Origin of the sequence: Vreelandella halophila (assembly GCF_009856365.1) — a bacterium.
GTDB lineage: Bacteria > Pseudomonadota > Gammaproteobacteria > Pseudomonadales > Oleiphilaceae > Halospina > Halospina utahensis_B.
Genome location: NZ_WMEX01000001.1, coordinates 355,262 through 379,231 on the forward strand (window position 1 = coordinate 355,262; position 23,970 = coordinate 379,231).

20 protein-coding genes are annotated in these 23,970 nt (G+C 62.9%); 5 read left to right on the top strand and 15 right to left on the bottom strand.

The window, feature by feature from the left end:
• The first annotated feature begins 11 nt into the window (after positions 1 to 11).
• The 3 genes from GLW01_RS01530 (at position 12) to GLW01_RS01540 (ending at position 4,751) form a co-directional block, all read left to right on the top strand.
• Complete coding sequence (locus GLW01_RS01530; protein WP_202405509.1) at positions 12 to 947, top strand: putative metalloprotease CJM1_0395 family protein; 936 nt, start codon at positions 12 to 14, stop codon at positions 945 to 947.
• Positions 948 to 1,052: 105 nt separating this feature from the next.
• Positions 1,053 to 2,852, top strand: a complete 1,800-nt coding sequence (locus GLW01_RS01535) for an acyl-CoA dehydrogenase C-terminal domain-containing protein (RefSeq protein ID WP_160897908.1) — start codon at positions 1,053 to 1,055, stop codon at positions 2,850 to 2,852.
• Positions 2,853 to 2,957: 105 nt separating this feature from the next.
• Positions 2,958 to 4,751: an acyl-CoA dehydrogenase C-terminal domain-containing protein gene (locus GLW01_RS01540; protein WP_151441099.1), complete on the top strand. Its 1,794-nt coding sequence runs from the start codon at positions 2,958 to 2,960 to the stop codon at positions 4,749 to 4,751.
• Here GLW01_RS01540 and holA read toward each other — a convergent pair.
• Genes holA through leuS form a run of 3 tightly spaced genes read right to left on the bottom strand, consistent with a single transcriptional unit; the run spans position 4,748 to position 8,907 of the window.
• Entirely contained in the window at positions 4,748 to 5,752 is a 1,005-nt protein-coding gene (holA, locus tag GLW01_RS01545; RefSeq protein WP_160897909.1) for a DNA polymerase III subunit delta, read from the bottom strand. The genes GLW01_RS01540 and holA overlap by 4 nt on opposite strands.
• Positions 5,749 to 6,303 (bottom strand): LPS assembly lipoprotein LptE, encoded by a 555-nt coding sequence (lptE, locus tag GLW01_RS01550; RefSeq protein WP_151441101.1) that lies wholly within the window; start codon positions 6,301 to 6,303, stop codon positions 5,749 to 5,751. The genes holA and lptE overlap by 4 nt, the downstream gene beginning before the upstream one ends.
• Positions 6,304 to 6,321: 18 nt before the next feature.
• On the bottom strand, positions 6,322 to 8,907 hold the full coding sequence (leuS, locus tag GLW01_RS01555) for a leucine--tRNA ligase (protein WP_151441102.1): 2,586 nt from the start codon (positions 8,905 to 8,907) through the stop codon (positions 6,322 to 6,324).
• A gap of 122 nt (positions 8,908 to 9,029) precedes the next feature.
• Between leuS and GLW01_RS01560 the strand changes: the two genes are divergently transcribed.
• A complete protein-coding gene (locus GLW01_RS01560; protein ID WP_151441103.1) occupies positions 9,030 to 9,587 on the top strand; it encodes a zinc ribbon-containing protein in 558 nt (185 codons plus the stop codon).
• 78 nt (positions 9,588 to 9,665) lie between these two features.
• On the top strand, positions 9,666 to 10,649 hold the full coding sequence (locus GLW01_RS01565) for an aspartyl/asparaginyl beta-hydroxylase domain-containing protein (RefSeq protein WP_160897910.1): 984 nt from the start codon (positions 9,666 to 9,668) through the stop codon (positions 10,647 to 10,649).
• On the opposite strand, the gene lnt is transcribed toward GLW01_RS01565, so the two are convergent.
• The 12 genes from lnt to gatC all read right to left on the bottom strand — a co-directional run bounded on the left by lnt (position 10,646) and on the right by gatC (position 23,970).
• Positions 10,646 to 12,157, bottom strand: a complete 1,512-nt coding sequence (gene lnt, locus GLW01_RS01570) for an apolipoprotein N-acyltransferase (RefSeq protein WP_160897911.1) — start codon at positions 12,155 to 12,157, stop codon at positions 10,646 to 10,648. The two genes, GLW01_RS01565 and lnt, sit on opposite strands and share 4 nt — an antisense overlap.
• A gap of 13 nt (positions 12,158 to 12,170) precedes the next feature.
• Positions 12,171 to 13,010 (bottom strand): HlyC/CorC family transporter, encoded by an 840-nt coding sequence (locus tag GLW01_RS01575; protein ID WP_151441106.1) that lies wholly within the window; start codon positions 13,008 to 13,010, stop codon positions 12,171 to 12,173.
• 32 nt (positions 13,011 to 13,042) lie between these two features.
• Positions 13,043 to 13,492, bottom strand: coding sequence for an rRNA maturation RNase YbeY (gene ybeY, locus GLW01_RS01580; protein ID WP_160897912.1), 450 nt, complete (start codon positions 13,490 to 13,492; stop codon positions 13,043 to 13,045).
• Positions 13,489 to 14,460 (bottom strand): PhoH family protein, encoded by a 972-nt coding sequence (locus GLW01_RS01585; protein ID WP_151441108.1) that lies wholly within the window; start codon positions 14,458 to 14,460, stop codon positions 13,489 to 13,491. The genes ybeY and GLW01_RS01585 overlap by 4 nt, the downstream gene beginning before the upstream one ends.
• 12 nt (positions 14,461 to 14,472) lie before the next feature.
• Positions 14,473 to 15,816: a tRNA (N6-isopentenyl adenosine(37)-C2)-methylthiotransferase MiaB gene (miaB, locus tag GLW01_RS01590; RefSeq protein WP_160897913.1), complete on the bottom strand. Its 1,344-nt coding sequence runs from the start codon at positions 15,814 to 15,816 to the stop codon at positions 14,473 to 14,475.
• 674 nt (positions 15,817 to 16,490) lie between these two features.
• Positions 16,491 to 17,510: a nucleoid-associated protein gene (locus GLW01_RS01595; protein WP_160897914.1), complete on the bottom strand. Its 1,020-nt coding sequence runs from the start codon at positions 17,508 to 17,510 to the stop codon at positions 16,491 to 16,493.
• 3 nt (positions 17,511 to 17,513) lie between these two features.
• Complete coding sequence (gene cysN / locus GLW01_RS01600; protein ID WP_151441111.1) at positions 17,514 to 19,178, bottom strand: sulfate adenylyltransferase subunit CysN; 1,665 nt, start codon at positions 19,176 to 19,178, stop codon at positions 17,514 to 17,516.
• Between the two features lie 34 nt (positions 19,179 to 19,212).
• Positions 19,213 to 20,196, bottom strand: a complete 984-nt coding sequence (gene cysD, locus GLW01_RS01605) for a sulfate adenylyltransferase subunit CysD (RefSeq protein ID WP_425356587.1) — start codon at positions 20,194 to 20,196, stop codon at positions 19,213 to 19,215.
• 33 nt (positions 20,197 to 20,229) lie between these two features.
• On the bottom strand, positions 20,230 to 20,649 hold the full coding sequence (locus tag GLW01_RS01610; RefSeq protein ID WP_160897916.1) for a PilZ domain-containing protein: 420 nt from the start codon (positions 20,647 to 20,649) through the stop codon (positions 20,230 to 20,232).
• A gap of 111 nt (positions 20,650 to 20,760) precedes the next feature.
• Positions 20,761 to 22,215, bottom strand: a complete 1,455-nt coding sequence (gene gatB / locus GLW01_RS01615; protein WP_160897917.1) for an Asp-tRNA(Asn)/Glu-tRNA(Gln) amidotransferase subunit GatB — start codon at positions 22,213 to 22,215, stop codon at positions 20,761 to 20,763.
• Positions 22,216 to 22,219: 4 nt separating this feature from the next.
• Positions 22,220 to 23,674, bottom strand: coding sequence for an Asp-tRNA(Asn)/Glu-tRNA(Gln) amidotransferase subunit GatA (gene gatA / locus GLW01_RS01620; RefSeq protein ID WP_160897918.1), 1,455 nt, complete (start codon positions 23,672 to 23,674; stop codon positions 22,220 to 22,222).
• 8 nt (positions 23,675 to 23,682) lie between these two features.
• A complete protein-coding gene (gatC, locus tag GLW01_RS01625; protein WP_151441116.1) occupies positions 23,683 to 23,970 on the bottom strand; it encodes an Asp-tRNA(Asn)/Glu-tRNA(Gln) amidotransferase subunit GatC in 288 nt (95 codons plus the stop codon).

Consider the following 23,970-nt stretch of genomic DNA (forward strand, 5'->3'; position numbering starts at 1 on the left):
ATGGAATCGCCGTGCAGCTTACATCCATCCAGCCCGCGATCAGCAACGCCGGCGGTGCTGTAACCCGAAGCGCCGCTCCTCCAGGTACGGCTTCCGGCAGCGTGCCGCAGACCAGCACGCCCAATAACAGTACGTCACCGTCCTATTCCAGTGCTTCTGTCAGTCCGGTAACGCCCTCCAGTCCGACGGCGCCTTCCAGGTCTGCGTCTCCCGCAACGCGTGGTGACAGCAGCAGTCGTGGTGGCGTCGAGGTTTCCATCAGTGAACAGGCCCGCCGGCAGAACCCGCAGGAAGGGGGGCGTAACGCCCGGGGGGCAGACGATGAGACGTCGCCGCCGCGCCCGGAAAGTCCCCGTCGTGAGGCGGGTCAGGAACCCGGATCGGAGAACCGCGAGGGCGAGCGGCAGCAGCCGGAACAGGGTTCTGATGGGCCATCCCCGGAACAGCAGTCGGCCGTCCAGGAACTCAGAGGCCGGGACCGGGAGGTGCGCCAGCATGAACAGGCGCATCAGGTCGTGGGTGGCCAGTACGCCGGGGCGCCTACCTACACCTACCAGCGCGGACCGGATGGCCAGCTCTATGCCGTCGGCGGGCAGGTCTCCATTGATACCAGTGTCATCGCTGATGACCCGGAAGCCACCATCAGCAAGATGCAGACCGTGCGCGCGGCTGCGCTTGCCCCGGCCGAACCGTCGCCCCAGGATATCCGCGTCGCGCAGGAGGCGACCCGTCAGCTTCTTCAGGCCCAATCGGAGCTGCGTTCCTCGCGCCAGGACGAGGGCAGCAGTGGGGAAGGGCGGGTGGAGCGCGCTCAGGAAACGGACGCCTCTGCTTCCGAGCGTCCCGGCGGAGATGATACCCGTATCAGCCTCTTCCGTGACGTGGATGAAATGCCCTCCACCGATTCTGCTACCGCCACTACTACAGGCTTCCGTGCCACAGCCTGAGCGCCCCTCGGAATGCATTCACAGCGGTTATGTCTCTTGACACGAGGCCCGCCCCAAACGTATGTTTCAAACAGCCGTTTAATTGCATGAACCGAGGTACGAGCCATGCCCCAGTACAAAGCACCGCTGCGCGACATCCAGTTTGTTATGAACGAGCTTCTGGATACTGAAACGCATTACCAGCATATCCCGGGTGGCGAGGAAGCTACGCCGGACATGGTCAATGCCATCATCCAGGAAGGGGCCAAGTTCTGCGAGCAGGTGCTGTCGCCGCTGAACCAGACCGGCGACCAGGAAGGCTGTACCCTGGAAAACGGGGAAGTGAAGACCCCGACCGGTTTCAAGGAAGCCTACAAGCAGTACATTGAGGGTGGCTGGCCTTCGATGACGGCCGATGAGCAACTTGGCGGCCAGGGGCTGCCCGGCTCTCTTTCCATGGTCATGAGTGAAATGGTGGGGACGGCCAACTGGTCGTTCGGCATGTACCCCGGCCTCAGTCACGGTTGCCTGAACACGCTGGAAGCCCATGGCTCGGAAGAGCAGAAGCAGACCTACCTGCCCAAGATGATCAGTGGCGAATGGACAGGCACCATGTGTCTGACGGAATCCCATTGTGGCTCTGACCTCGGCATTATGCGCTCCAAGGCGGAACCCAATTCTGACGGCAGCTACAGCATCTCCGGCGAGAAGATTTTCATCTCCGCGGGCGATCACGACATGTCGGACAACATCATCCATCTGGTACTGGCCAAACTGCCTGATGCGCCCAAGGGCACCAAGGGCATTTCGGTTTTTGTGGTTCCCAAGTTCATTCCCGACGAAAACGGCAACCCGGGCGAGCGCAACAGCGTCTCCGTTGGCTCCATCGAGCACAAGATGGGCATTCACGGCAACGCCACCTGCGTGCTGAACTTTGATGGTGCCAGGGGCTTCCTCATCGGCGAGCCGCACAAGGGCCTGAATTACATGTTCACCTTCATGAACATTGCCCGTATCGGTACCGCCATCCAGGGGCTGGGCTCCGCGGAACTGGCCTTCCAGGGGTCGCTGGAATACGCCAAGGACCGCCAGGCCATGCGCTCTCTCTCCGGGGCCAAGAATCCGGACGGCGCGGCCGACCCCATTATCGTCCACCCCGACGTCCGGCGCATGCTGATGACCCAGAAAGCGCTCGCTGAGGGCGGTCGTGCCATGATCTATTACGCCGCTCAGCAGGCGGACATCGCCACGCGTGGCCAGGACGAGGACGCCCGCAAGGAAGCTGATGAACTGCTTGGATTCCTGACGCCCATTGCCAAAGCATTCCTGACTGAAACCGGCGTTGAGGCGGCCAACCAGGGCATGCAGGTTCTGGGTGGGCATGGCTATATCTCTGAGTGGGGGATGGAGCAGATCGTCCGTGATGCGCGCATCGGTACCATCTACGAAGGCACCACGGGCATCCAGGCACTGGATCTGTTGGGCCGCAAGGTTCTGATGACCCAGGGCGAGTCGCTCAAGCGCTTTACCAAGAAGGTCCACCTGTTCTGCAAGGAGCACGGTGACAACAAGCAGCTGGCCGAGTTCATCGAGCCACTGGCGGCCTTCAACAAGGAGTGGGGCGACCTGACCATGAAGCTGGGTTCGGCCGCCATGAAGGACCGTGAAGAGGTCGGGGCGGCGTCCTACGACTACCTGATGTACTCAGGCTACGGCGTGCTCGCCTACCTCTGGGCGGAGATGGCGGAAGTGGCCCAGCGCAAGCTGGAGGAGGGCACTGCTGAGGAAGCCTTCTATAACGCCAAGCTCCAGACGGCACGCTTCTACTTCAAGCGGATGCTGCCTCGGGCGAAGGCCCACGCCGACGCCATGATCAGCGGTGCGGACAACCTGATGGACATTCAGGAAGAGCATTTCGCCTTCTGAACCGGTATGATCCGGTAAGCATGAAAAAGCCCGCCACGTGCGGGCTTTTCTGTGAGAAATCCCGGGGTAGAATAGCCCCGCAGACGTTCAAAGTGAGGACAATCCATGGCTGACTACAAGGCTCCCCTGCAGGACATGCGGTTCCTGCTCAATGAGATCTTCGACGCACCGGGGCAGTGGGCTTCCCTGCCCGGACTCAGCGAAAGCGTGGATCCGGAGACGGCGGATGCCATTCTGGAAGAAGCCGGCAAGATCGCAGCAGGGACGCTCGCCCCCATCAACCAGAGTGGCGATGAGCAGGGCTGCCAGTGGAAGGACGGCGAGGTGACCACGCCTGACGGCTTCAAGGAGGCCTACCAGACCTTCGCCGAAGGCGGCTGGGTCGGCCTTGGTGGTGATCCCAACTACGGCGGCATGGGCATGCCCAAGAGCCTGGTTGGGCAGGTCGAGGAGATGATGCAGGGGGCCAACATGGCCTTCGGCCTCTGCCCCATGCTGACCGCCGGCGCATGCCTGGCGCTGCATGCCCACGGCAGTGAGGAGCTCAAGGAGAAGTACCTGCCGAAGATGTACGATGGCACCTGGTCCGGGGCCATGGATCTGACCGAGCCCCACGCCGGCACGGATCTGGGCATTATCCGGACCAAGGCGAAGCCAAACGATGATGGTTCCTACAGCATCTCAGGCACCAAGATCTTCATCACCTGGGGTGAGCACGACATGGCGGAGAACATCATCCACCTGGTGCTCGCCAAGCTGCCGGACGCCCCGGCGGGACCCAAGGGCATCTCGCTTTTCCTCGTGCCGAAATACGAAGTGAATGAGGACGATTCCCTGGGCGCGCGCAACAACGTCTCCTGCGGGTCACTGGAGGAGAAGATGGGCATCCACGGCTCCGCGACCTGTGTCATGAACTACGATGATGCCCGTGGCTGGCTCGTGGGCGAGCCCAACAAGGGCCTGATGGCCATGTTCACCATGATGAACTATGAGCGTCTGGGTGTGGGCATCCAGGGTGTGGGCGCGGCGGAAGCTTCCTACCAGCACGCCCTGGCCTACGCCCGCGAGCGCATCCAGAGCCGCTCGCCCAACGGGCCCCAGAACCCCGACAAGCAGGCGGATCCCATCATCGTGCACCCGGACGTGCGCCGGATGCTGCTGAAGATGAAGGCGCATACCGAAGGCAGCCGTGCTTTTATCACTTACGTAGCCCAGTGGCTCGACCAGGCCAAGTTCGCCGAAGACCCGGAAGCGAAGGAGAAAGCCGATGGCATGGTGGCGCTGCTGACGCCGGTGGCCAAGGCCTTCCTGACCGACCGGGCGCTGGATACCTGTGTGATTGGTCAGCAGGTCTACGGCGGTCATGGCTACATCCGTGAGTGGGGCCAGGAGCAGCTGGTGCGTGATACCCGCATCACCCAGATCTACGAGGGGACCAACGGCATCCAGGCCATGGACCTGATGGGGCGCAAGGTGGTCGGTAATGGCGGTAAGTTCTTCGAACTCTTCGCGAACGACGTGGCCGACTACATCAATGCGAACCAGGATGATCCGGCAGTGGCCGACTACATCCAGCCCCTGGCGGCGGCTCTTGAGCGTCTTTCCGATGTGACCGAGAGCGTCATCAAGGCAGCGGATGGCAATCCGGCGGAGATCGGTGCGGCCGCAGTGGACTACCTGGATCTGTTCGGCCTCACCGCCGAAGCCTATCTGTGGGTCCGCATGGTGCAGGCAGCCGCGCCCAAGGCGGAGAACGATACTTCCGGCTTCTATACCGGCAAGCTCAAGACCGCGCGCTTCTTCTTCGACCGCATCCTGCCGCAGTCGGTTGCCCTGACGGAGTCCATCCGCAACGGCGGCGACAGCATGATGGCGTTCGACGAGGCCGAGTTCGGCTAGGCGGAGAGCGTCTCCACTAGGGCGGCGAGGGCGGACCAGGGCGGCATGGCCGGGTCCTGGCCCTTGCTGGCCCTGTCCACCTGCCGGGCCTGTTCCCAGGCCCTGCTGATCGATTGGCTGCTGTGCCGGCGTGAGGCCTTTTCCAGGGCCTTTCTCAGCGGCGGCTGGCGCACTCCGTTGTGCTTGAACCAGGTGGCGGCATTGCTGCCCTGACGCAGGCTGTGCTGCAGGCTGGCAAGGTGCTTCAGGTCACGCTGGAGCACACCCAATACGGCCAGTGTGCTGGTTCCTTCCTCCTCGAGACGCCGCAGCATCTGCAGGGCGTGAACCCGGTTGCCGGAAAGCGCCTCGGCGCTCAGCTCGAAGGCGTTGTAACGGCTGCTGTCCTCAACACCTCCAATCGCAACGGCGTCATCCACCGGTTCATCCCCGGCGACCACCCTGAGCCGTTCCAGCTCCTGGTGGGCCGCCAGTAGGTTGCCCTCCAGGCGCTCGCTGAGCTGGGCCACGGCGTTGCGGGTGAGCTTCAGGCCCATGGTTTCGGCGCGGCGTGAGAGCCAGCGGGGGAAGTCCGCTGGATCCACCGGCCAGACCGGAACGTGGAGGCCGACCTTCTGCCAGTTGCGGAACCAGGCCTTGCTGGTCTCGCCGCTGTCCAGGCGTGGGCCAGACACAATCAGGATGACGTCCTCCGGGGGCGCCTTGGCGAAGGCTTCCAGAACCTCACGGCCCTTGCCGGGCTTGCCACTGTGCAGGCGCACCTCGATGCGACGGCGGCTGGCGAACAGCGACAGTGCCTGGGTCTCGTCGTGGACCTGCTGCCAGTCGAACTGCGGGTCCGTCTGGAAGACCGTGCGTTCCTCGTAGCCTTCTGCAACGGCCCGTTCGCGGATGCGGTCGCAGGCTTCCTGGACCAGGAGGGGTTCATCACCGGTAACCAGGTAGCCGGCATCCAGGCGCTTGGCCAGCTGATCCGGGAGCTGTTCCGGGGTGACCTTCATTCGTCCGTGTCCGTACTGCTTTCGTGCTCGGAGCGGATCCGGCGGATACGCTCCTCGGTGAAGGGCATCAGCCGGCGGGTGACCTGTTGCACCAGCTGGTCTTGGAGAAGGCCCTCGATACCCTGCTGTTCCCGCTCTCCGGCCAGCACCTGCTGCTCATCCGCCTGGTAGAACTCACGGGCACTCAGTTCGGTATCCGCCAGAAGGGGAATGCCGTCCCTGGTCGTCAATTCCACCGCTATGCGGGCACTGAGTTCGTATTCGCTGGCGGCTGCCCGGTCATCCAGGGCGCTGGTCCGCCGTTCCTGCTCGTAACCGCTGAGCGTCAGGCGGTATTCCGGTGTCTCGCCGTCTTCCGCCAGCAGGTTGTACAGGCCCAGACGCTCGCGGGCGCCTGAGCAGACGGAGGTGGGGACGCCCTCGCCACAGGACAGCGTTAAAGGCGCCAGTGCATCCGGTACCAGGGCGCTGCCCCGGAGCTGGAAGCCACAGGCGCTGAGAACCGTTGTCAGCATGAGTACGGTGATGGGTTTCCAGGCGACCTGGGGCATGATCTCCTCCGGACCGGGTCAGTTGGCGACCACGTTCACAAGCTTGCCGGGAACAACCACCACCTTGCGAATGGTCTTGTCCTCGATGAAGCGCTGGACGTTGTCATCCGCAAGCGCCAGGGCCTCGAGCTGGTCCCGGTCGGCCTCGGCGTCCGCCTGGATGCGCGAGCGGAGCTTGCCGTTGACCTGGACCACCAGCTCAATGCTGTCCTGTTTCATCAGGTTCTCGTCGGCTACGGGCCATTCAGCGTCGACAACGGCGGTTGTGTAGCCAAGGGCCTGCCACAGTTCATGGGTGATGTGGGGGGCCACAGGCGCCAGCACCAGAACGGCTGTTTCCAGCACCTCCTGCATCACCGCCCGGTCGCCGTCATTGCGGATCTCAAACCGTCCGGCGTCGTTGAGCAGCTCCATTACGGCGGCAATGGCCGTGTTGAAGGTCAGGCGTCGGCTGAAGTCGTCGCTGACCTTGGCAATGGTTTGATGCGTCTTGCGGCGCATGCCCTGCTGGGCTTCATCGGGGTCGCCCGGCATGGCCCCGTCTGTGCCGCCGTCACTCACGTGCTGGTGCACCATCCGCCAGAGCCGGCGCAGGAAGCGGTGAGCGCCTTCCACACCGCTGTCGGACCACTCCAGCGACTGCTCCGGCGGGGCCGCGAACATCATGAACAGGCGCACGGTGTCGGCACCGTACTCGTCGATGATGGCCTGGGGATCGATGCCGTTGTTCTTGGATTTGGACATCTTGGTCACGCCACCGGGGTGGACAGGCTCGCCATCCGCCTTGAGCGTGGCGCTGACCACGTTGCCTTTGCCATCGTACTCCGCGTCCACATCCTGCGGTGAGAACCACTCTTTACCGCCGTTGTCCGTCTCGCGGTACCAGGTTTCGGCCAGCACCATGCCCTGGCACAGCAGGCGGTTGAAGGGCTCATCGCTGTTGACCAGGCCGACATCGCGCAGCAGCTTGTGGAAGAAGCGCGCGTAGAGCAGGTGCAGGATGGCGTGTTCAATACCGCCAATGTACTGGTCCACGGGCAGCCAGTAGTTGGCCGCTTCCGGGTCCAGCATGCCGTCGTCCTTCCAGGGGCTGCAGAAGCGCGCGAAGTACCAGGAGGACTCCATGAAGGTGTCGAAGGTGTCCGTCTCGCGGAAGGCGGGCTCACCGTTGTAGGTGGTCTTTGCCCACTCGGGATCGGTCTTGAGCGGCGACTGGACGCCGTCCATGGTCACGTCCTCGGGCAGTGCCACTGGCAGGTCGCTTTCCGGTACCGGGGCTGACTCACCGTTTTCGAGGGTGAGCATGGGGATGGGCGCGCCCCAGTAGCGCTGGCGGGAGACGCCCCAGTCGCGCAGGCGGTAATTGGTCTTGCGCTTACCGATGCCGCGCTTTTCCAGATCCTCGGCGATGGCCGCGAAGGCCTCGTCGGAGCTGGTACCGGTGTAGGGGCCTGAGCCGGTCAGCAGCCCCTTCTCGGTGAAGGCCTCCACATAGGTGTCCACGTCGCGGCCGTCGCTGGGGCTGATGACCTGGCGGATGGCGATGCGGTACTTGCGGGCGAACTCGTGGTCGCGCTCGTCGTGGGCGGGCACTGCCATCAGAGCGCCGGTGCCGTATTCGTGCAGCACGAAGTTGGCAACGTAGACCGGGAGGCGCTCGCCGGTCAGCGGGTGGAGGGCATACAGGCCCGTCTCCACGCCTTTCTTCTCCATGGTTTCCACATCGGCGGTGGAGGCAACCGTGTGGCGGCACTCCTCCACGAACTCGGCCACTTCGCGGGACCGCTCAGACGCCTTTTCCGCTACCGGGTGACGTGCGGACACGGCCATGTAGGTCACGCCATAGAGGGTGTCCGGACGGGTGGTATAGACCCGCAGGGTTTCGGAACCGTCCTCCATCTGGAAGTCGAGCTCGACCCCTTCGGAGCGGCCGATCCAGTTGCGCTGCATGGCCTTGACCTGTTCCGGCCAGCCCTCGAGCTGATCCAGGTCGTCCAGCAGTTCATCGGCGTAGTCGGTGATCTTGACGAACCACTGGGGAATCTCTTTCTGTTCGACCACAGCTCCAGAGCGCCAGCCGCGGCCATCCACCACCTGTTCGTTGGCGAGTACCGTCTGGTCTACCGGGTCCCAGTTGACGGTGGCGTTCTTCTTGTAGACCAGGCCCTTTTCATAGAGCTTGGTGAAGAACCACTGCTCCCACTGGTAGTACTCAGGATCGCAGGTCGCCAGTTCCCGGTTCCAGTCGTAGCCGAAGCCCAGGCGCTTGAGCTGGGTCTTCATGTGTTCAATGTTCTGCCGGGTCCAGGCGGCGGGGGCGGTGCGGTTGCTGATGGCCGCGTTCTCCGCCGGCAGCCCGAAGGCATCCCAGCCCATAGGCTGCAGCACATTCTTGCCCTGCATGCGCTGGAAGCGCGAGATCACATCACCGATGGTGTAGTTGCGCACATGCCCCATGTGCAGCTTGCCGCTGGGGTAGGGGAACATGGAGAGGCAGTAATACTTGGGCCTGCCGGGTTCTTCCCGTACCGCGAAGACATCGTTGGACTCCCAGTACTGCTGGGCGTTGCGCTCGACGGCGTCGGGGCGGTAATGCTCTTCCATGGGTCGGTGCCTTATGCTCTCGGATCGAAAATGGCTGTTGCATCGGGAAAGGGCTCATTCTAGCGTAGAGAGAAGGTGACAGGTAGGCATGCCGACTTCCAACCCATCAGCAGGAGAAAACAGTGGCCGATAAGCAGCGCCCCCGTCTCAGTGACGGTGCCGAGACCGCCTACAACCGCATGCTTGAGCGGGTGGAGTCCCGCCTCGCGGAAGCGGAGGAACGAACCTGGGAGCAGCTCCAGCAGGAAATTGAGGAAGCGGTTGAGTTTGAGCAGGAGGTGGCGGAACTCACCCGTGATGAGCTGAATCTGCTCGCCGCTTACCTGCGTCGGGATCTCTCCCATCTGCTGGGCTTTGTTTCCAGTACCGGCGACGGCGTGGCGGAGTGGCTGCGCACGGACCTGGAATGGATCGAGGACTGGCTGGTGGAGCGGCTGCTGTCCATAGCCGATCCCACCCGCCTGGATACCCTGGAGCTCCAGCAGAAGCTTCAGAACACGGACGCGGATCACTATTTTGCAGGCGAGCTCGCCATGGCGGGTGTTCTGCGCTGTCTGAACTGCGGTCACATGCGGACACTGGCTGAAACAACCCGCCTGGAGCCCTGTGAGCGGTGTGAATCCCATTACTTCGAGCGGATTACGGCGCACACGCCGGATGTGGAGCCTGGCACAGGCTGAGCACGCGGCCTTTGCTTGATTTTTCGAACTATCCCAGAATGATTGGCGGTTCAAACCATTCATTCCGGGAGGTTGCCCATGCCGGTCGCTGTGACCGTTTTTATCCTGATCGTGGCCTTTGTTGCAGGATCCATGATCTATGTGTACCGATTCCGTGGCCAGGAGCGCTATAAGAGCGCTGGTGAGTACTGGCGCAAGGGCTGGCCGATCTTCAGTCCGCTGAACTGTCTGCTCTATCTCTTCACCGAGAAACGGGCGCGGGCCCCCATCATGGATCGGGATCAGTTCCCGGAACTGCAGGTGATCCAAGACAACTGGGAGACCATCCGCCGTGAGGCGGTGGGGCTTTATGAGGATCGGGTCTTCGACCAGACCAGTGACCCGGAATCCAGCGCCTACTATGACATCGGTTTCCGCACCTTTCAGAAGTATGGGTGGAGCAAGTTCTATATCAAGTGGTATGGGACCAAGCACAACTCCGCCCAAGCCTCGTGCCCGGAGACCCTGAAGATCCTCGATCAGGTGCCGTCGGTGAACGGGGCCATGTTCTCGATCCTCCCGGTGGGCTCACAACTGACCCGGCATGCGGATCCGGTGGCCTGCTCGCTGCGCTATCACCTGGGGCTGTCCACGCCCAACGATGACCGCTGCTACATCAATATTGATGGCCAGGACTATTCCTGGCGCGATGGCGAGGACCTGATCTTTGACGAAACCTACCTCCATTACGCCCACAACGATGCCAAACAGTATCGCCTGATCCTGATGTGCGATGTGGAGCGGCCCACATGGTTGCTCGGGAGTGTAATCAACGTCTTCTACAAGGGGCTGATGCGGCTGACCGTGGTGCCCAATATGGATGGCGACCAGCGTGGCTTCGCCAACAGCCTGTTCGCGCGGATCTCGCCGGCACTGGCCCGGGTGCGGGAACTGAAGAAGACCAACCGGCGTCAGTACAAGGCGCTGAAGTACTCCGTGAATACCCTTCTGGCCCTGGCGCTCGGTGGCGTGATTCTCGGTGGGCTGGTGGCGATTGACGGGCTGGTGGCTTCGATCGCCTAGGCCGTATTGCGCTTCCCGCGCTGGCGGCCGAACACGATCATCACGGCCGCCAGCGTTATGACCGGCCATGAACCGGTAGCCATGAAGGGCGTGGTGCCGGTTACCGGCTGGATTTCCCCCTTCAGAACATCCCGCTCATAGTGCCGGGCCCGGTCTCGGATCCGGCCTTCGCGGTCCACGATGGAAGTGATCCCGTTATTGGTTGCGCGCAACAGTTCCCGGCCGGTTTCCAGTGCCCGCATGCGGGCGATCTGGTGATGCTGGAAGGGGCCGAGTGAACGCCCGAACCAGGCGTCGTTGCTCACTGTCATCAGGAATCCTGTTTCAGCTGTGTTGCGGGCGACGAAGTCCGCGTAGGCGATCTCATAGCACACGGCCGGATGGGTGCTGGTGTCGTCGAAGTTCAGTGGTGACTGGTTTTCCGGGCCCGGACGGAAGACCGACATGGGCAGGTTGAAGAACTCGATGGTGCCGCGTAGCAGTGATTCCAGCGGCACGTATTCACCGAATGGCACCAGCCGCTGCTTGTGATAGGTTCCCTGGCCGGGGCCCACTGTCATCAGGCTGTTGTGGAAGACCGGCTCCGCGTAGTGTGGGCTGTTGCCGTACCAGGGCAGGCCAGTGATCAGCGTCGTGCCGGTCTCGAGTGCGCGGCTTTCCAGTGCATCCAGAACCTGGGCCGCCTGCCCCTGGGTGGCGGGCAGTGCGGTTTCCGGCCAGAGGATCAGATCCCGGCCCCAGAGCGGCTCGGTGAGCTCCCGGTAGATCCGGATCTGCTTCCGGAGCATGTCCGGATCCCATTTGTCATGCTGGGAGATATTGCCCTGGACGGCGGCGACCGACAGGGGCTCGCCTTGCGGCTGGGTCCACGCCACCAGGCTGAGCAGCGGCGCCAGCAGCCAGGGCAGTATGGCGGCGGCCACGAAGCCGGCGGGCAGCCAGCGGGGGCCGCTGCGGTAATGGTGCCAGGCGGCGACCAGCAGGGCGGCTGTGACAGCTGTAACAAAGGTGACGCCGTGTACGCCAAGGACCGGTGCCCATGGCGCCAGGGGACCATCCACCTGGGCGGTGCCGGCGTAGAGCCAGGGGAAGCCGGTCAGAAGCCAGCCACGCACCCAGTCCATCAGGACCCAGACGGCCGGGAACAGCCACAGGCTGCGCCCGGTGTGAGTGCCCGCGAGCCGGCCCCAGCACCAGAAGGCGATGGCCGGGAACAGCGCCAGTCCCATGGCGAACAGCAGCGTCATGATCGCGGCCAGCGGCGCGGCCGTCATGCCGTATTCGCTGATGCTGACGTAGACCCAGGAGGCGCCGCTGCCGAACAGCCCCAGGCCGAGGAACCAGCCGTCCCGGAACAGGGGCTTCGCCTCCCGGCCGCTGCACAGAAGCAGGATCAGCATAAGGGACAGCAGCGCAGCGGGCCACAGATAGAAGGGGGCAAACGCGAGTGTCTGGAGCGCGCCGGTGGCCACCAGCGCGGGAATACGGAAAAGGCGGTTCTGGATCATGGCGCGTCCCGCGTCATGCGATGGGTTTGACCTGGATCAGGCGGATCTTGCGGTTATCGGCGTTCAGCACCTTGAACCGGAAACGGTCCACGGTGGTGGTTTCACCACGCCTTGGCAGGCGGCCGAACTCCTTGAGCATCAGGCCACCGATGGTGTCGAAAGCTTCCTGATCCAGATCCGTGCCGAAGAATTCATTGAACTCATCGATGGGCGTCTGGGCCTTGACCGCGTAGATGCCGTGTTCGCGCTCGCGGATGCGATCGTCATCATCAACGTCGTGCTCGTCCTCGATGTCGCCGACGATCTGTTCAAGCACGTCCTCAATGGTGATCAGCCCAGCCACACCTCCGTATTCGTCGACCACAATGGCCATGTGGTTGCGGTTTTCCTTGAACTCCTTGAGCAGCTGGTTGCAGCGCTTGCTCTCGGGCACGACAGTGGCCGGACGCAGGATCTCTCGGATGCTGTCGCGGGTCAGGTTGTTGCGCAGGGCCAGTGGCAGCAGATCCTTGGCCAGGAGGATGCCGACGATCTCGTCCGAGGTATCGCCGATCGCCGGGAAGCGCGAGTGGGCGGATTCGATGACCTCGCTGATGTAAGAGGAGGGGTCGGCGTCGGCCTTGACCGTCACCATGCGCGAGCGTGGAATCATGATCTCTTCCACGCGCATGTCCGTCACCTGCATGGCACCCTCGATGATGCTCATGGCATCGCTGTCGATCAGCTGCTGAAACTCCGCGTCGCGCAGAACGCGCAGCAGATCTTCGGGGGTGCGGGGATCACTCGAGAAAGCCTGGGATAATCGCTCCAGCCAGGAGTTTTTTGTCTGGCCGTTGGATGAGTCGTCGCTCATGGGGTCCTTTCCGGATTGCTGTTCGCGGGATGCTACCGATAGGGGTCGGGAAAACCAAGCTCGGCAAGGAGATGCACTTCAAGATTCTCCATGGTTTCTGCCTCGTCTGGGTCCTGATGGTCGTAACCCTGCAGGTGAAGCATGCCATGAATCAGCAGGTGTGCCCAGTGGGCTTCAGGCGTCTTGCCCTGCTCATGGGCTTCCCGTTCGACGACCCCGGCGCAGATGACGAGATCTCCGAGCAGGCCCAGCTCCACCCCGGGGGGCGCCTCGAAGGGGAAGGAAAGCACGTTGGTCGGATAATCCTTTCCCCGGTACTGGTGATTCAGCTCATGGCCTTCCGGCTCGTCCACGATCCGGAGGGTCACTTCGGTTTCGCCGTCACCCTGCCAGCCCTGTTCCGCCCAGGTTTCGAAATCCGCCTGGGCGGGCAGCCCCGTGAGCCGGGTTGCCAGTTGCAGATCCAGCGTTACGCGGTTCATGCGTTGCGGTCGTCCCAGTCGTCGTAGGCTTCCACGATGCGCTGAACCAGCGGATGGCGCACTACGTCCTCGGCGCCGAAGTAGGTGATACCAATGCCTTTGACCTCCCGCAGCACACGCAGGCAGTGTTCCAGGCCGGAGTGCTGGCCGCGCGGCAGGTCGATCTGGGTGATGTCGCCGGTAATGATGGCGGTGGAACCAAAGCCGATGCGCGTGAGGAACATCTTCATCTGTTCCCGCGTGGTGTTCTGGCTTTCGTCCAGGATGATGAAGGAGTTGTTGAGGGTGCGCCCGCGCATGAACGCCAGCGGTGCAATCTCGATCACACCGCGTTCGATCAGCCTGTTCACCTGCTCGAAGCCGAGCATCTCGTAGAGGGCGTCATAGAGCGGCTTGAGGTAGGGATCGACTTTCTGGGAAAGATCCCCCGGCAGGAAACCCAGCTTTTCACCGGCCTCGACCGCTGGGCGGACCAGCATAACCCGCTTGACTTCCTCGGCCTGGAGGGCCTCCACGGCACAGGCCACGGCGAGCCAGGTTTTGCCCGTGCCAGCCGGGCCCACGCCGAAGTTGATGTCATGGGTGCGGATGGCATGTACGTAGCGCTGCTGGTTCTCGCCCCGGGGCTGGATCTTCAGGCGGGGTGTTTCGATGACCTGCTGGGCGCCGTCATAGCCGCTGGTCTCGGGCAGGCGCTCAAAGCCGGATTCGCGGATGAACAGGTGCACCGTGTCCGGGCTGATGTCATCACTGGCCTCGGTTTCCCGATAGAGGTGTTTGAGCACTTCCATGGCCGCTGTTGCGGCCTCGCCGTCACCGGTGATCCGGAAGTGGTGCCCCCGGTAGCCGATGCGCACGCCCATGCGTTTTTCGATATGCTTGAGGTGTTCGTCGAACTGACCGCAGAGCGCGGCCAGACGTTCCGTGTCGGCGGGTTCCAGCTGGAATTCTCGGGTGTCGGCGCTCAATCGGGCCTCGGCTCAGTAGCGGTTGTCGTCAATCATGACGCCGCGCAGTGAATTCGGCAATGCCTCGGTAATCTCGACGTCCACGAAGGAGCCGACCACGCCGGGCACATCGGTGCGGAAGTTGACGACCCGGTTGTTCTCGGTCCGACCCTGGTATTCACCGGGATCTTTCTTGGACACGCCCGTGACAAGGATGCGCTCGGTGTTGCCGACCATCTTACGGCTGATGTCCATGGCCTGCTGGTTGATGCGGTCCTGCAGGATCGCCAGGCGTTCTTTCTTGACCTCTTCCGGGGTATCGTCCGGCAGGTCCGCCGCCGGGGTGCCGGGGCGGGCGCTGTAGACAAAGCTGAAGGACACATCGAAGCCCACGTCGTTGATCAGCTTCATGGTGTCTTCAAAGTCCTTTTCGGTTTCACCGGGGAAACCGATGATGAAATCCGAGGACAGGCTCAGGTTCGGACGGATGCGGCGCAGCTTGCGGATCTTGGATTTGTACTCCAGGGCCGTGTGGCCACGCTTCATCAGCGCCAGGATCCGGTCCGAGCCCGCCTGTACCGGCAGGTGCAGGTGACTGACCAGCTCCGGAACCTGCTCGTAGACGTTGATCAGCGCATCCGAGAACTCCACAGGATGCGACGTGGTGAAGCGGATCCGGTCGATGCCCTCGATGTCCGCCACCCAGGTGATCAGCTCGGCCAGGTCCATGGTGTCGCCGTCCAGGGTTTCCCCGTCGTAGGCATTGACGTTCTGGCCGAGAAGATTCACTTCCCGCACGCCCTGGCTGGCGAGGTCCCGGACCTCTTCAAGGATGTCCTCCACCGGGCGGCTCAGCTCTTCGCCCCGGGTGTAGGGCACCACGCAGAAGGAGCAGTACTTGCTGCAGCCTTCCATGATGGACACAAAGGCGGAAGGGCCATCCACGCCTGGCCCGGGCAGTTGGTCGAACTTCTCGATTTCGGGGAAGCTGACGTCCACCACGCCGACGCCGCCCTCGCTGTCCGCCTTGGTGATCATCTCGGGCAGGCGGTGCAGGGTCTGGGGGCCGAAGACCATGTCCACGTAGGGCGCCCGGTCGATGATGGCCTGACCTTCCTGGCTGGCGACGCAGCCGCCGACGCCGATGATGGCGTCCGGGTTGTCTTTCTTCAGTTTTTTCCAGCGGCCGAGCTGGTGGAAGACCTTTTCCTGGGCCTTTTCACGGATGGAACAGGTGTTGAGCAGCAGAATGTCCGCGTCGTCGGCGGTGTCGGTCAGCTCCACCTCGTGACTCTCGCGCAGGAGGTCGATCATGCGCGATGAGTCGTATTCGTTCATCTGGCAGCCGTGGGTCTTGATGAAGAGTTTCTTTCCCATGGTTGGCGGCGTTCTGTCTGGTTGGAAGATCGGCGATTATAACGCCTGCGGTCTGGTTCTGTCACAAGCCTGATGGGTGATTGCTCCCCAACTACCTTATCGGAGCGTCGATGTTGTCACCAGCCTTTGGGGGTGCTGCAAGCGTCGGGCCATGGGGGTCTTTTCCGGGACCGCTGTGAACCCATCCCTGGGCGCTGGCGCGATGGCATCCCTGCCATCGAGCCTCCCGGAAAAGACCCCCATGCCCCAACGCTCAGGGACAGTTGCTATTCGCAGGCCTTTTTAGAGCTTCAGTAGAAAGCTGTGCCTCGCAGCGGAAAAATTGGCCAGCTAACGCTTACACAGGGGAGCTGCCCGTGCTTGGAAGATTATTTCTGCTCTTGGCGAATAATTGGTGTTTCAGCATTCCTCGGATCTGAAAAGGCAGAGCATGAGTCTCAGGCGGGAATGGATGCGTTACCGACTCACTCAACAGCATTGCGGTGGGGGAGCCCTTTCAGGGAGGCTCGATGACAGGATGTCATCGCGCCAGCGCCCAGGGATGGGTTCACAGCGGTCCCTGAAAGGGCTCCCCCAGCGTAATGCCTCGCACTGGCCGTCATGCCTGAGACAAGACGTAAAATCCGGAAAGTCTCCAAACAGAAGTCAAAACCGTCCAAGCTGGAGACAACACCTCAGTCAGAGGAATCATCCAGATAGCTCTGGAGCTGTTCTTTAAGACTCCGGGGGACCTGGGTGATGATCAGGGCATCCCGGTCGCGGTCGTAGTGGACCGCCTGGTTCACCAGGTCGGAGGAGAACGACAGGCTCAGGCCGTTGCCCTTGCCGGCGATGCGGACCAGTTTGCGGACCTTGCGCCGGTCCGGGTGCAGGACCTGACCCGGCCCCACGGCCTGGGATTCGGCCACATGCTCGGCAAACCGCTCCGGCTGGCTGTCATCGATGTAGCTGGAAAGGGCCGACAGGGGCACCGGCTCGCCCAGCGCCTCCTGCTCATTGCAGAACTCGAACGCCTTGTGGCGCACGCTCTGGGCGTCTTCCGGCTCGGTCTGCTGCTGGGCGAACGACTCCACCGCCTCCAGGAAAGTGCGGGTCTCCGCTTCCACGTCCACTTCCTGCTGGAAGCCCACCAGGCGCGCGAAGCACTTTCCGATCTCGCCCGTGCCGCGGCCCTGGAGCACCGTCAGGTAGTTCTCTGAGCCGGACTCGCCGCGCCAGTCTTCCAGTTCAACGCGGGCCGCCAGGTTCAGGCGGGAGCGGCTGATGGTTTCGGTGGGGGTGAGCTCCAGGTTCGGGTCCAGGGTGAAGACCGGGTCCATCTCCAGGGCGAAGAGGTACAGCACCTCGCCGTCGGCCAGGGACTCGTGGACGATGAGCAGCGGGCGCTCGGGATCGGTGTCCGCGCGGGTGATCTCGTCCTGCCACTGGCCCAGAAGCTGGTCCGTGAAGGCCTCAAAGCCCTGCTGGCCGTCCAAATAGTTGCCGAGCCACCCGCGGATGGGGTGGCTGCCAAGGTCGTCCGAAAAGCGGCCATAGGCCTTGCCGGGGCGGCTGTTGAACAGCTTTTTGAGCTGGCGGTGCAGGGCTTCGTAGTCACCACCCGGCTCGGCCATCGCCTCTCCGGCGTTGGCCCGGGCCGGCTGCCCGCCGCCGGGCAGTGTGGCTCGCATCAGCCTGAGCTGCTGAATGGCCATGGGTCAGCCCTGCAGCCGCTGTTCCCGACGCAGTGTCTGCAGCAGTTCCTGCACGGCCTTGCTGATGCCGGCGTCATTGTCGGCACTGACACTGTAGTCCGCCGGTGTGCCGCTTATACCGGCCGTGAGCACGATCAGGCCCTGGCTGCGCAGTACATCGGCCATGCTGCCACGGTCTTCCTCGGAGTCCGTATTGGTGTTGTCCAGCACAACGCCGGTCTTGCCCACGTCGAACAGGCTGCGCTGCAGGGCTGTGGCCAGCTTGTCTGCTGCTTCGCCGCCGCAGTCGATCACCAGCGGTTTCTGGTCGAGCCGGCGTTGCCATTCCTCGATAGTGACCGGGTTCATCAGGCCTTCGGCGTCGCTGGCGGTGCTCTTGATCATGCCCGCACCGATGGTGATGTTGGTCAGGCGGTCGATGATGATGAACGCCCCGGTGGAGCCGCAGTTCGGGTAGGGGTCAAAGGCCAGCGGGTGGCTGACGGCGAACTCGCACAGGCCGATCTCGTTCAGGCCCAGCTCGCTGCCTTCCTGCTGTTCCAGGGTATTCACGTCGGTCTTGTAGTGCACCCGGCGCATGGCGCCAGAGGTGTAGCGTGGCCCCTGCTTGATGTCGTACTGGCGGCCCGGTGCCAGCGGCTGGTCAGTCATCCAGACCACGTTGGCGTTGAAGGCGGTGGCCACCTCGGGCATGTTGCCGGCGTGTACCAGCATGTCGCCGCGGCTGACGTCGATCTCGTCCTTCAGGGTCAGGGTAACGGCCTGATCGATATGGGCTTCGTCCTGATCCCCTTCAAAAGTGACGACCCGGTCCACGCGGGTGGAGCGGCCCGAGGGCAGGGCAACCACTTCGTCGTCCGGCTTCACAACGCCACTGGCGATGGTGCCGCAGAAGCCCCGGAAGTCGAGGTTCGGGCGGTTCACGTACTGGACCGGGAAGCGGAAATGCTCGAAGTCCTTGTCGTGGGAGATCGGGACGGTCTCCAGCACCTGCATCATGGGCTTGCCGTCGAACCAGGGCATGTTCTCGCTGGGATAGACGACATTGTCGCCCTCGAGCGCGGAGATGGGCACAAAACGCACGTCTTCCAGGCCGAGGTTGCCGCAGAAGTGCTGGTACTCCTCCCTGATTTCATTGAAGCGCTGCTCGCTGTAGTCGACCAGGTCCATCTTGTTGATGGCGACGACCACGTGCTTGATGCCCAGCAGCGAGGCCAGGAAGGAGTGGCGCTTGGTCTGGGTCAGCACCCCATGACGGGCGTCGATCAGGATGACCGCGAGCTGCGCATTGGAGGCGCCTGTGGCCATGTTGCGCGTGTACTGCTCATGCCCGGGCGTATCGGCCATGATGAACTTGCGCTTGGCGGTGGAGAAGTAGCGGTAGGCCACGTCAATGGTGATGCCCTGTTCCCGCTCGGCCTGCAGGCCATCGACAAGCAGCGACAGGTCCAGTTTCTCGCCGGTGGAGCCCACCTTGGAGCTGTCGGACTCCAGCGCTGCCAGCTGGTCTTCGTAGATCATGCTGGTGTCGTGCAGCAGGCGGCCAATGAGGGTGCTTTTGCCGTCGTCCACGCTGCCGCAGGTCAGCAGCCGCAGAAGTTCCTTCTGTTCGTGCTGCTTGAGGTAGGCGTTGATGTCGGTGCCGATCAGGTCTGACTGATGTGACATTGGATCTTGTCTCCGAAAACCGGGTTGGGCGCGCTTAGAAGTAGCCTTCCTGTTTCTTCTTCTCCATGGAGCCGGCGCTGTCGTGGTCAATGACTCGACCCTGGCGCTCGGAGCTGCGTGTCAGCAGCATCTCCTGGATGATCTCGGGCAGCGTGTCCGCCTCGGACTCGATGGCGCCGGTCAGCGGGTAGCAGCCCAGGGTACGGAAGCGCACGGACTTCATTTCGGGCTCTTCGCCCGGCTCCAGGGGCATGCGGTCGTCGTCGACCATGATCAGGGTGCCGTCGCGCTCGACTACAGGCCGGGGCTTGGAGAAGTACAGCGGCACGATCTCGATGTCCTCAAGATGGATGTACTGCCAGACGTCCAGCTCGGTCCAGTTGGACAGCGGGAAGACGCGGATGCTCTCGCCCTTGTTGATCTGGCCGTTGTAGATGTTCCACAGCTCCGGGCGCTGGTTCTTCGGGTCCCAGCGATGGTTCTCGTCCCGGAAGGAGTAGACGCGCTCCTTGGCGCGGGATTTTTCCTCGTCCCGGCGGGCCCCGCCAAAGGCGGCGTCGAACTTGTACTTTTCCATCGCCTGCTTGAGCGACTGGGTCTTCATCACATCGGTGTGCTTGGCACTGCCGTGACTGAAGGGGCCGATGCCCTGTTTCACGCCTTCCTCGTTGATGTGGACGATCATGTCGAGATCGTACTGCTCGGCCATACGGTCCCGGAACTCGATCATTTCCTTGAACTTCCAGGTGGTGTCCACGTGCAGCATGGGGAAGGGAATCCGGCCGGGCCAGAAAGCCTTGCGGGCCAGGTGGAGCATCACGGAGGAGTCCTTGCCGATGGAATAGAGCATGACCGGGTTGTCGAACTCGGCTGCCACTTCCCGCATGATGTGGATGCTTTCCGCTTCCAGCTGTTTGAGGTGCGTGAGGTTGTATTGGGTCATCGCGCTCTGTACCGCTGTTGACTCGGAATGGAACCGCTTCTTATAACAAACGGCTTCAACTGAACGAGGAATTATACCAGAGCGTGAGGGTGAGGAAGAAGGGTCCGTTCAGACGCCGGCCGAAAGCTGTTCATTGATGTAGTGATCGAGCATCGGGACGGCGTCTTCCTCGAACTCAGCGAAGGACATGCCCACATGAAAGCAGTCGCGGGCAATGCGCCGCACTGTCACCACGTCGCAGCGGGCCCGGATGCAGGTGCTTTCGGATTCGCCTACGGGAATGGTGAACGCCACCTGGACCGGAATGGCCATCTGGGGGGCCACGGGCTCGCCATTGGGAACCAGCTGATCAAGCGTTTCCGGGGTGCACTCGATCTGGAGACCGGCGCGTGACAGATTGTTGATGGGGCAGCGGGGCAGGGCTTCGCCGCCACGCTCGAGGAACGCTTCCAGGTTCACCGGGATGCGATGGTAGTGGCGCAGGTTGGGCCTGCCGGTGAAGCCTGTGGATGACGAGAGTGCTGACATGGGTCAATACCGGTTGACGCGATTTGACTATCAGCGTAGTTGCTGTACACAGACTATACAAATCGCACGCAAGGCACTGATCTGCCGAATTCTGTTACAGAACGTAGCACCCTAATCGCTTGAGGTCAGCTTCTGCTGCAGTATGTCGTTCACCTGGGCCGGGTTGGCCTTACCCTGTGAGGCCTTCATGACCTGGCCGACCAGGGCGTTGAACTTCTTCTTCTGCTTTTTGGCCACTTCCTCGCTAAGATAGTCGTCCACCATGGCCTGGTTGTCCGCCAGCACCTGATCGACCAGCGCTTCAATCTCGCCGCTGTCCGAGACCTGCTTGAGGCCCTGCTGCTCGATGATGTCGTCCGGGCTGCCTTCGCCGTTCCACAGGGCCTCGAACACCTGCTTGGCGAGCTTGCCGGAGATGGTGCCGTCCTGGACGCGCAGGATCAGGGTGGCAAGGTCACCGGCGTTGACAGGGCAGTCCTGGATCTCGACCTCGTTCTGGTTCATCAGTCGGGCCAGTTCGCCCATGATCCAGTTGGCCGCCTGGCGGGCATCACCGCTGCCCCTGGCGACCTGCTCGAAGTAGTCTGCCAGCGCTTGGCTCTGGACCAGGGGCGCGGCTTCGTCCGCGTTCAGCCCATACTCGGTGACGAAGCGGGCCTGCTTGGCGTCCGGCAGCTCCGGCAGGCCGTCGCGGATGGCGTTGATATAGGTATCATCGATCTCCACTGGCAGCAGGTCGGGGTCGGGGAAATAGCGGTAGTCGTTGGCGAATTCCTTGGTGCGCATGGAGCGGGTCTCGTCCCGGTCCGCGTCGTACAGCCGGGTTTCCTGCTGGACTTCACCGCCGTCCTCGATCAGCTCGATCTGGCGCTCCACCTCGGTGTTGATGGCTTTTTCCACGAAACGGAAGGAGTTGACGTTCTTGATCTCGCTGCGGGTGCCGAATTCGGTCTGGCCTTTCGGGCGCACTGAGACGTTGCAGTCGCAGCGCATGGAGCCCTGGGACATGTCGCCGTCGGAGATGCCTAGATAGGTGACGATGGCGTGGATCTTCCGCAGGTAGGCTGCAGCTTCCTCGGCGCTGCGCATGTCCGGTTCGGAGACAATCTCAAGCAGGGGCGTGCCGGCGCGGTTGAGGTCGATACCGGACTGGCCCTGGAAGTCTTCGTGCAGGGATTTGCCCGCATCTTCCTCAAGGTGGGCGTGTTCGATGCCGATGGTGCGCTCACTGCCGTCGGACAGGTTCACGCTGACTTCGCCCTTGCCCACGATGGGGTGGTACATCTGGCTGATCTGGTAGCCCTTGGGCAGGTCGGCGTAGAAGTAGTTCTTGCGGTCAAAGACGGAGCGGTGCGCGATGTTGGCGTTGACGGCCAGGCCGAACTGCACGGCCATGCGCACGGCGCCTTCGTTGAGCACGGGAAGCATGCCGGGCATGGCCAGGTCGACGGCGCTGGCCTGGGCGTTGGGTTCGGCGCCGAAGGCGGTGCTGGCGCCGGAGAAGATCTTGGATTGGGTGGCGAGCTGTACGTGGACTTCCAGCCCGATCACGGTTTCCCATTGCATTGTCTTAAACCCCGTTAGGTGCCACTTGCTGGTGCCAGTCCGTCACCTGCTGGAAGCGGTGGGCGGCATTGAGCATGCGCGCTTCGTCGAAATAGTTGCCGATGATCTGCAGCCCCACTGGCAGGTTGTTCACCATGCCGCCGGGTATGGACATGGCTGGCAGGCCCGCCAGGTTGGAGGCGATGGTGAAAACGTCCTCCAGGTACATGTTGATCGGGTCGTCGGTCTTGTCGCCCTGGGCAAAGGCCGGTGAGGGCGACGTGGGGCCCATGATCAGGTCGACTTCATTGAAGGCGTCGGTGAAATCCTGCTGGATCAGGCGACGGACTTTCTGGGCCTTGAGGTAGTAGGCGTCGAAGAAGCCGGCCGAGAGGGCGTAGGTGCCGACCAGGATGCGGCGTTTGACTTCTTCGCCGAAGCCTTCGGAGCGCGAGCGCAGGTAGAGGTCGTTGAGGTCCTGCGGGTTCTCGCAGCGGTGGCCGTAGCGCACGCCGTCGAAGCGTGAGAGGTTGGCGGAGGCTTCCGCGGGCGCGATGACGTAATAGGCAGCCACGGCCAGGTGCGAGTGGGGCAGGCTGATCTCTTTCACCGTGGCCCCGAGGTTCTCGTATTCGCGCACGGCGTTGCGGACCTGTTCCGCCATCTCCGGTGACAGCTCATCCGAGAAGTATTCCTTCGGCAGGCCGATGCGCAGGCCGCTCAGGTCGTTGTCCAGGCTGGCGCAGTAGTCCGGCACTTCGCGGTCCAGGCTGGTCGAGTCCTTGGGGTCGAAACCGGCCATGGTGTTGAGCATCAGGGCCGCGTCCCGGGCGTCGCGGGTGAGGGTGCCGGCCTGGTCCAGGCTGGAGGCGAAGGCAATGATGCCGTACCGGGAGATGCGGCCATAGGTGGGCTTGAGACCTGTGAGGCCGCACAGCGCTGCAGGCTGGCGGATGGAGCCGCCGGTGTCGGTGGCGGTGGCGGCGGGCACCAGGCGTGCCGCCACCGCCGCGGCGGAGCCGCCGGAGGAACCACCGGGGACAAGGCCGTCACCCCAGGGGTTGGTCACCGGGCCGAAATAGCTGGTCTCGTTGGACGAGCCCATGGCGAACTCGTCCATATTGGCCTTGCCCACGCAGACCGCGCCGGCGTCGTCCAGCTTCTGGGCCACGGTTGAGTTATAGGGCGGCGCGAAGTTTTCGAGCATGCGCGAGCCGCAGGTGGTGAGCAGGTCCTCGGTGCAGAAGATGTCCTTGTGCGCGAAGGGAATACCGGTCAGAGGGCCTGCCCGACCCTCTGTGCGGGCCTGGTCGGCTGCGCGGGCCTGTTCAAGGGCGCGCTCTTCCGCGACGGTGATGAAGCTGTTGTAGCGTCCGTCGTGGGCCCGGATGCGCTCCAGGGTTTCGCGGGTCAGCGCTTCGCTGGTGGTTTCGCCCGCCTCGAGTGCCCGGGCCAGTTCGGAAAGGGTGCTGGTGTGCATGGCGGCGCTTACTCCACTACCCGCGGAACCAGGTAGAGCCCGTCCTGTGTCTCGGGGGCCACGGCCTGGAACCGTTCGCGCTTGTTGGTTTCGGTTACCTCATCCGGGCGCAGCCGCTGGGTGGCGTCCAGCGGGTGGGCCATGGGGGTGATGCCGTCGGTGTCCGAGGCCTGGAGCTGGTCGACCATGCCGAGGATGTCGCTCAGCTTGCCCTCGAGGGCTTCCTTCTCGGAGTCCTCAAGCCGGATGCGCGCCAGCCAGGCCACCTGTTCGATCTTGTCTCTGGAGATGCTCAT

What these genes read in the sequence shown, in the direction of transcription:
- GLW01_RS01535 (WP_160897908.1), top strand. Translation starts at nt 1,053, where the DNA reads ATGCCCCAGTACAAAGCACCGCTGCGCGACATCCAGTTTGTTATGAAC.
- GLW01_RS01540 (WP_151441099.1), top strand. Translation starts at nt 2,958, where the DNA reads ATGGCTGACTACAAGGCTCCCCTGCAGGACATGCGGTTCCTGCTCAAT.
- holA (WP_160897909.1), bottom strand. Translation starts at nt 5,752, where the DNA reads ATGAAGGTCACCCCGGAACAGCTCCCGGATCAGCTGGCCAAGCGCCTG.
- lptE (WP_151441101.1), bottom strand. Translation starts at nt 6,303, where the DNA reads ATGCCCCAGGTCGCCTGGAAACCCATCACCGTACTCATGCTGACAACG.
- leuS (WP_151441102.1), bottom strand. Translation starts at nt 8,907, where the DNA reads ATGGAAGAGCATTACCGCCCCGACGCCGTCGAGCGCAACGCCCAGCAG.
- GLW01_RS01565 (WP_160897910.1), top strand. Translation starts at nt 9,666, where the DNA reads ATGCCGGTCGCTGTGACCGTTTTTATCCTGATCGTGGCCTTTGTTGCA.
- lnt (WP_160897911.1), bottom strand. Translation starts at nt 12,157, where the DNA reads ATGATCCAGAACCGCCTTTTCCGTATTCCCGCGCTGGTGGCCACCGGC.
- GLW01_RS01575 (WP_151441106.1), bottom strand. Translation starts at nt 13,010, where the DNA reads ATGAGCGACGACTCATCCAACGGCCAGACAAAAAACTCCTGGCTGGAG.
- ybeY (WP_160897912.1), bottom strand. Translation starts at nt 13,492, where the DNA reads ATGAACCGCGTAACGCTGGATCTGCAACTGGCAACCCGGCTCACGGGG.
- miaB (WP_160897913.1), bottom strand. Translation starts at nt 15,816, where the DNA reads ATGGGAAAGAAACTCTTCATCAAGACCCACGGCTGCCAGATGAACGAA.
- GLW01_RS01595 (WP_160897914.1), bottom strand. Translation starts at nt 17,510, where the DNA reads ATGGCCATTCAGCAGCTCAGGCTGATGCGAGCCACACTGCCCGGCGGC.
- cysN (WP_151441111.1), bottom strand. Translation starts at nt 19,178, where the DNA reads ATGTCACATCAGTCAGACCTGATCGGCACCGACATCAACGCCTACCTC.
- GLW01_RS01610 (WP_160897916.1), bottom strand. Translation starts at nt 20,649, where the DNA reads ATGTCAGCACTCTCGTCATCCACAGGCTTCACCGGCAGGCCCAACCTG.
- gatB (WP_160897917.1), bottom strand. Translation starts at nt 22,215, where the DNA reads ATGCAATGGGAAACCGTGATCGGGCTGGAAGTCCACGTACAGCTCGCC.
- gatA (WP_160897918.1), bottom strand. Translation starts at nt 23,674, where the DNA reads ATGCACACCAGCACCCTTTCCGAACTGGCCCGGGCACTCGAGGCGGGC.
- gatC (WP_151441116.1), bottom strand. Translation starts at nt 23,970, where the DNA reads ATGAGCATCTCCAGAGACAAGATCGAACAGGTGGCCTGGCTGGCGCGC.